Here is a 7052-nt window from a genome sequence, read left to right as displayed (position 1 = left end):
CTCGACGTGGGCCGTGTTGATGGTGATCCCCCGGGCCTTCTCTTCGGGAGCCTTGTCGATTTGATCGAACGGTACGAACTCAGCGAACCCAGAGTTGGCGAGGACCTTCGTGATCGCCGCCGTCAGGGTCGTCTTGCCGTGATCGACGTGACCGATGGTTCCGATGTTCACGTGGGGCTTCGTCCGCTCGAATTTCTTCTTGGTCAAGGGGACCGACCTCCACTTCTTCGGATCCCGCTCGTCATCGGCCACCTTCGTTGCGGTGGCAACCTTCAGTATGGGCAGGTTTCGTCACACCCGGGGCAACTCCTTCTGACCCTGCTCACCACGGCCGGCTGGCGAAGCAGGGGGTGACGGCCGGCGCCGGGCCGTTCGGGCCTGGGGGACCTGGGGGCGGCGTACAAGGAAACGACCCCACCGCGGGGTGAGGTCGTTTCCTTGAGCTCATGATCGGGATTGAACCGATGACCTCGTCCTTACCAAGGACGCGCTCTACCGACTGAGCTACATGAGCAGGGTCGCGCCGGCGCGGCCGGCGCCGGCGCAAATGGTTGCGGGGGAAGGATTTGAACCTTCGACCTCCGGGTTATGAGCCCGACGAGCTACCTGGCTGCTCTACCCCGCGTCAAATCTGGCTTGTGGAGAGGGGTGGATTCGAACCACCGAAGGCGTCCGCCAACAGATTTACAGTCTGTCCCCTTTGGCCAGCTCGGGAACCTCTCCATGATGACCTTCTGGAGCTGGCGATGGGATTCGAACCCGCAACCTGCTGATTACAAATCAGCTGCTCTACCATTGAGCTACGCCAGCTTTTGGTTTGCGGCTCGCAATCGGCTAGAGAAGATGATAACACAAGCAGCGGTCGATTGCAACTCGCGGACGGGCCCGGCCCATCCTTGCGGAGCTGGTGTTTAGTGGGGCTCGCTGCGTGCCTTATCGGCTTCAGCCGCTTCGTTGCGCTTGTCCAAGTATCGCTCGAGCTTGCGCTTGACCCGCTGGAGGGCGTTGTCGATCGATTTGACGTGGCGCTTCAGGTCGACGGCGATCTCCTGGTACGACTTGCCGTCCAAGTAGGACATGAGGACCTTCCATTCGAGGTCGCTCAGGATCTCGCCCATCTTCTCCTCGATATCGCCGAACTCTTCCCGGCTGATGATCAGTTCCTCGGGGTCGGTTATCTTTGAGCCCGAGAGGACGTCGAGGAGGGTGCGGTCGGAATCCTCATCGTAAATCGGCTTGTTCAGGGAGACGTAGGAATTCAGCGGGATGTGTTTCTGCCGGGTCGCCGTCTTGATCGCCGTGATGATCTGGCGAGTGATGCAGAGCTCGGCGAAAGCCCGGAACGAGGACAGCTTGTCGCTGCGAAAGTCCCGGATCGCTTTGTACAGCCCGATCATGCCTTCCTGGATGATGTCCTCGCGGTCGGCGCCGATCAGGAAGTACGAGCGGGCCTTGGCCCGCACGAAGTTCTTGTACTTATTAATCAGGAACTCCAGGGCGCCGTCGTTGCCGTCCCTGGCGTACTCGACGATCTCCTCGTCGACCATCGTGTCGTAATGGAACATCTCGCGCCCTTCGACACTCAAACGCCATCCCTCCGGCGGCCAAGGACCCTAGGCCCGCGTCTGGCGACATTAGGCCCGATAAGAACGAAAAAATTCAAAACGGCGGCGCTTTTGAATTTCCCTTATGAAATGCGGAAATGCAGTTATGGTGGGCTTTTGGAGGCCTCCAGGCGGCCAACGAAGGTGGCCTACGCTGGACGGACCTGATGCACAGGTTTATTATAACCCAGCGATTCCCGACGCGTCAAGACAAGCCTGCTTTTCCCGGGTTTTCCCGTTCTAGCGCTCTCTTTCTTGCCCTAGGCTGGTCTTTTTTGCCGGGCGTCAGGGTTTGAGTTCGGCCGGCGGTTTCGACGGCCCTTCGATCAGCCGCTCATCCGCCGGGTTGGCCGGGGCGTCTGTCGGCGGGCCGGCGGACGGATCGGCCGGATTCACCGGTCGCTGCTCCTCCCCGCCCTTCCCACCGGGGCTCGGTCCGACCCTGACGACCTCCGGCAGGGGCGGGTAGAGGTCGTGTGAGATGGTCTCGCGGCGGATTTCTCGGCCGCCTTGTCGGTAGACCCGGGCGACCCTGATCTTCAACCCGGCCACCGGTGCTTCGTCGACCAGACGTGCCCCGGGCGCCAACGATTGGTCGACGATCTCCTTCACCTCGGGGGAGACTTCCTCGCGATCGTAAGTCTCGATATCGATCTCCGGTCCCGGCGGTCTCTGGCCGATGAAGAACGTCGCCACGCCGCCTTCCGCCACCACCGCCCGGACTTGGAGGGGGAAGGACGTGCTGTTGCGGAAACGAAAGTCGGCCCCACCGTAATTGACCGTCGCATCCCGTCCCGGCGGGATGTACGGCAATACGCGCGAGTGGTTGTAGCGCTCGATGATCTCCAGCCCGGCCAGGAGGGCCGAGTTATAGAGAGTCGATGAGAGCTGGCAGACGCCCCCGCCGATGCCGGTGACGAAGCGCCCCTTGAAGATCTCCGGCGCTTCCTCATAGCCGTGATCGGCATCGGTCGGTCCGACCGCCTCATTGAAGGAGAAGACGTCCCCGGGGTGCAGGAGGAGGCCGTCGAGGCTCCGGGCCGAACGGGCGATGTTGCGGCTGCGGCCGATGACCGCCTGGTCGAAGTAGGTCGCGTAGCGCCCGATCATCTGCGGCCCGAGCTCGGTCAGGTCGCCGGTGGTCACCCGCGGCGGCAACCCTTCGACGGTGAGTTCGGCGGCCGCCGGCTCGGGCGAGACCGAGTCGGCCACGATCGCCCGGATGGTCCGCTCGGTGGCCTCGAAGATCAGCCGTCGTCCGGGTGTGGCGGGCGAAGCCTTCCCGTTTCCCGGGTCGATGGTCGCGTTGGCCGGTTGGAGATCGACCTCCCGGGCCAGACGGACCAAGGCATCGTGGAGGTCGGCCTGGTCGACCCGGATGACGGGGGGCACTTCCCGGCCACCGGGGTCGCCCCAGAGGACGTTGGCCAGCCGGGAACCGAGCCCGCCCGAGCGGCCGATCCCCCAGACCCGCTCGAGAGTGGCCGCCGCGTCAAGGGTCGCCCCCAAGCTACCGGCGCTCTCCTTGAGGACCAGCGGTCCGTACCGGAGAAGGACCAGCCTGCCGCGGTACTCCCGGCTGAGGGTGAGGAGGACCGACAGCGTCTCGTCCCTGGACAGGTGCCCGATCGGGGTCCCGAGGACCCGCAATCCGGGCGCGGTCAAGCCCTTCAGGAGCAGGGCTTCCGTCACCCGGCCCAGGCCAGGCCCAACGGCGTAGAAGCCCGTCCCCAGGACCAGGAGAAGGGTGGGCAGCAAAACAAAAAGGACGAACCCTTTCGTCCAGGAAACCCGCGGAGCCCGAACGCCGATTACCGACCACCCCTGTGAAAGGTATTGGCCCGCCCGCCTTCCCTCTGCCGCCTGACCTCAAACAGGAGGATGGCCGCCGCCGCCGAGGCATTCAAGGAGTTGACCCGTCCGAACATCGGGATGCGGATCAGGAAGTCGCAGCGCTCTCGGACCAGCCGGCTGAGTCCACGGCCCTCACCCCCGATGACCAGGACAACCGGCCCGGACAAGTCGGCTTCGTGGTAGACCCGGTCTCCGCCGCCGTCGGCCCCGAAAACCCACACGCCGGCCTCTTTCATTTCCTCGATCGCCCGGGCCAGGTTGACCACCCTGGCCACCGGGAGATGCTCGACCGCCCCGGCCGAGGCCTTGATCGCCCCCGGGCCGAGCGGCGCCGAGCGACGTTCGGTGGCGACGACGCCGTGGGCCCCCGCCGCCTCCGCCGAGCGGATGATGGCCCCGAGGTTCTGCGGGTCTTCCACCCCGTCCAAGGCGACGAGGAGGGCCGGCTCGGAGCGATTGGCCCGGGCCAGGAGGTCGGAAAGGTCGACCTGACGCCGGGCCGGGGCGTAGGCGAGGACCCCCTGGTGAGCCCGGGTCTGAGCCAGAGCGTCCAGCTTGGACCGGTCGACGGCCTCGATGGCGATGGCCCGCTCCCCGGCCATGGCCTTGAGCCGTTCGAGGAAGCCCCGCTCAAGGCCTTTGGCGATGATCACCCGGTCGATCTCCCGACCGGCCCGGAGGGCTTCCAAGACGGGATTCCTGCCCTCAATCTGTTCGCGACCTGCGGGTCCCAAGCCGATTCCACCCCTCCTAGCTTTGCCCTCGGCCGGCCTCAGGCATACCGGACCGGGGCCCGTTGAGCCGGCTGGCGAGACGGTTCAGGCGGCCCACTCGACCGCAGGAGAGCTTCCCTTCCCGGCACGTCCCCGACGATTCGCAGGGCGGCCCGGCGTCTTCGAAGAGGAGAGGAGCCACCCGCCGGGCCTCGCGGAGCATCCGATAGGCCAGCCTGCGGATCTCCCACTGGGCCCTGGCGCAGCAACGAAGCTCGAAGAAGTGGCGCAGAGCCCGGGCGTTCATGCTGATGACGATCTTCGTCTCGGCCGCATTGGGCAGGAGGTATCGGGCGTCCTCCTTGGGCAGGCCGAGCGACAGCAAATCGTCATAGGCGCGGCTGATCTCGGCGATGACCCGCTCGAAAGTCTCCAGGGCCTTCGTCTCCGCCTTGACCGACGGCGGAACAACGTAGGTGAAGCCGCTGGCGGCCACGTAACGTTGTGATTGCTGCGAATACGAGGCGAGGCGGTGTCTGACCAACTGATGGGTGAGGGCCCGGGAGACCCCTTCCACGGCGAACTGGAAGGCGGCGTGCTCAAGGGTCGAGTGGTGGCCCATCCGAACGACCCCACGGATGAGCCGGGCCATGTCCTCGCGGGACATCGCCCGACCCAGTTCCTCGACCCCCACCGGCGAATAGCAGAGGCGCGCGGCCAAGGCCACGGCCTGTTCGGGGTCGGGGGTGTGACTCATCAGGATTACCTTCATCGCTCATCCTCCCCGGCCAAGATTCGGGCCAGAGCGATGATCTCCTGCAGCCGCTCGATCCGGCCGGACAGGTACAGATACCCAAGGAGGGCTTCGAAGGCCGTGCTTTCGTGGTACTCCTGGCTGGTCGTTCCCGGCGGCCTTCGGCCGACTTTGGCGTTGCGTCCGCGCCTGGCCACGGCCGCCTCGTCGGGGGCTAGCCTATCAACGATCCCTTGCCAGACGCGGGACTGAGCTTTGGCCCTAACCCGAGTGACGGCCTCCCGGTGGAGCCTCTCCGGCTCGGCCAGGCCTTCCCGGACCAGAAGGACGCGGACCTCCAGTTCGAAGACGGCATCACCGATGTAGGCTAGGACCAGCGGCGGGAGGAGGGCCGGGTCGAAGGGTTCGGACATGGCCTACTTCCTCTTCCAGCGGACGCCCTGGGGGGTATCCTCGAGGACGATCCCGCGGCCGGCCAGTTCGTCGCGGATGCGGTCCGACTCAGCCCAGTCACGCCGCCCGCGAGCCTCCTGGCGCCTGGCGATGAGCCCTTCGATCTCCTCTTCCAGGGGACCGGCGGTTTCCCTCCGGAGAAGGCCGAGAACGTCCCCGAACTCGTGGAAAAGGTCGATCACCGCCCGCAACAGTACCTTTGACGACCCGGGTCCCAGCCCGGCGTGGACGTCGCGGGTCAACTCGAAGAGGACGCTGATGGCGTCGGCCGTGTTGAAGTCGTCGTCCATGGTCGCGATGAACTTGTCTCGGTAGGCCCGAAGCCGGGTCAGGGCCTCGGCCTCCTCGGCGGTCATGGCCTCCCGGCCGCTGACCGACACCCATTGCCGCAGGTTGGTCAGGGCGTTGTAAAGCCGATCGAGAGCGGCTTCGGCCGACTTGAGCTGGTCCTCGGTGAAATTCAGGGGGCTCCGGTAGTGGGCGGAGAGGAGGAAGTAGCGAAGGGCCTCGGGGTGATAGGCCTTGATGATCTCGTGTGGGACGATGAAATTGCCCAGGGACTTCGACATCTTCTCCCCATCGATATTCAGGAAGGCGTTGTGGACCCAGTAGTTGGCCAGCGGCGCCCCGTTGGCCGCCAGGCTTTGGGCCAGTTCGTTCTCGTGATGGGGGAAGACAAGGTCGGACCCGCCCCCGTGAATGTCGGCCGTCGCCCCGAGGTGCTCCCTGACCATCGCCGAGCACTCGATGTGCCAGCCGGGTCGCCCCGGACCCCACGGGCTCGGCCAGGCCGGCTCGCCCGGCTTCTGCTTCTTCCACAGGGCGAAGTCCTCCGGGGACCGCTTCCGCTCGTCCACCTCGACCCTCGCCCCGGCCCTCAAGTCGTCCATGGACTGGCCCGAGAGCTGTCCATACTGGCTCAGGCTCGAGGGGGAGAAATAGACGTCCCCGTCGACCTCATAGGCGTGGCCCTTGTCGATGAGGTCCTGGATGAAGACGATGATCTCCGGGATGTGGTCGGAGGCTCGCGGATGGACATCGGCCTTCTCGACTCCCAAGGCCGCCGCGTCCTCGAAGTAGACCTTGATATACTGCTCCGCCAGGTCCATCGGGTCGATGTCAAGGGCTCTGGCCCGGTTGATGATCTTGTCGTCGACGTCGGTGAAGTTCTGGACGTACTTGACGGCCATCCCGCGGTACTTCAGGTAACGCCGGACGACGTCGAAGAAGACGAAGGGCCTGGCGTTACCGATATGCATGTAGTCCCAGACCGTCGGCCCACAGACGTAGATCCCGACCCGATCGGCCCGCTGTGGCTGGAAATCCTCCTTGCGCCTGGTGAGGGTGTTGTAGACCCTGATGCCCATCCGACTTTCGACCTCCGTTCACTAAGAAAACCCCCCGCTCGGCCGCGCGGGCAGAGGCGGGAGGTCCGTGTTTCCACTCTGTTTCGGGCGTCCCTCGAAGAACGCCCCTCCTTAGGCACGCCGAGCCCCGGCGAAAAGGCCCGGCCCTTGATGCCCCGACCCGTTAACGGGGGCCGTCCGGCCCGGTCCAGCACGACCCCGAATGAGGATCCGCTTCGACGGGCGGCTCGCGGACGCATTCGGCTCCTCGTCCAGCGGCCGCTCGCAGCCATGGCGGCCTTCTCTGCCTGGGGTGGAGAAGCCTACT

General features: G+C 65.4%; 7 protein-coding genes and 4 tRNA genes. All 11 read right to left on the bottom strand.

What is annotated here, in order from left to right; all coding sequences use genetic code 11:
- The coding region (locus tag VGL40_07470; GenBank protein ID HEY3315098.1) for a GTP-binding protein at positions 1-207 on the bottom strand (207 nt) is incomplete at its 3' end.
- A gap of 234 nt (positions 208-441) precedes the next feature.
- Positions 442-514 (bottom strand) — tRNA-Thr (locus VGL40_07465).
- Between the two features lie 34 nt (positions 515-548).
- Positions 549-625, bottom strand: a tRNA-Met gene (locus VGL40_07460).
- A gap of 14 nt (positions 626-639) precedes the next feature.
- Positions 640-723, bottom strand: a tRNA-Tyr gene (locus VGL40_07455).
- 12 nt (positions 724-735) lie between these two features.
- Positions 736-810 (bottom strand) — tRNA-Thr (locus VGL40_07450).
- A 101-nt stretch (positions 811-911) separates the two neighbouring features.
- On the bottom strand, positions 912-1565 hold the full coding sequence (gene sigH, locus VGL40_07445) for an RNA polymerase sporulation sigma factor SigH (protein ID HEY3315097.1): 654 nt from the start codon (positions 1563-1565) through the stop codon (positions 912-914).
- A gap of 324 nt (positions 1566-1889) precedes the next feature.
- The gene (locus VGL40_07440; protein HEY3315096.1) at positions 1890-3362 is read right to left on the bottom strand and encodes a VanW family protein; all 1473 of its coding nucleotides are present in this window, start codon (positions 3360-3362) and stop codon (positions 1890-1892) included.
- Between the two features lie 53 nt (positions 3363-3415).
- Positions 3416-4192 (bottom strand): 23S rRNA (guanosine(2251)-2'-O)-methyltransferase RlmB, encoded by a 777-nt coding sequence (gene rlmB, locus VGL40_07435; GenBank protein HEY3315095.1) that lies wholly within the window; start codon positions 4190-4192, stop codon positions 3416-3418.
- Between the two features lie 16 nt (positions 4193-4208).
- Entirely contained in the window at positions 4209-4943 is a 735-nt protein-coding gene (thyX, locus tag VGL40_07430) for an FAD-dependent thymidylate synthase (protein HEY3315094.1), read from the bottom strand.
- On the bottom strand, positions 4940-5338 hold the full coding sequence (locus tag VGL40_07425; protein ID HEY3315093.1) for a ribonuclease III domain-containing protein: 399 nt from the start codon (positions 5336-5338) through the stop codon (positions 4940-4942). The genes thyX and VGL40_07425 overlap by 4 nt, the downstream gene beginning before the upstream one ends.
- 3 nt (positions 5339-5341) lie before the next feature.
- On the bottom strand, positions 5342-6745 hold the full coding sequence (gene cysS, locus VGL40_07420; GenBank protein HEY3315092.1) for a cysteine--tRNA ligase: 1404 nt from the start codon (positions 6743-6745) through the stop codon (positions 5342-5344).
- Positions 6746-7052 lie beyond the last annotated feature (307 nt).

It is taken from the genome of Bacillota bacterium, from assembly GCA_036504675.1.
Classification (GTDB): domain Bacteria; phylum Bacillota; class Sulfobacillia; order JAJYWN01; family JAJZPE01; genus DASXUT01.
Note: the sequence above shows the minus strand (reverse complement) of the source record. Positions and strands in the feature narration are given on the sequence as shown.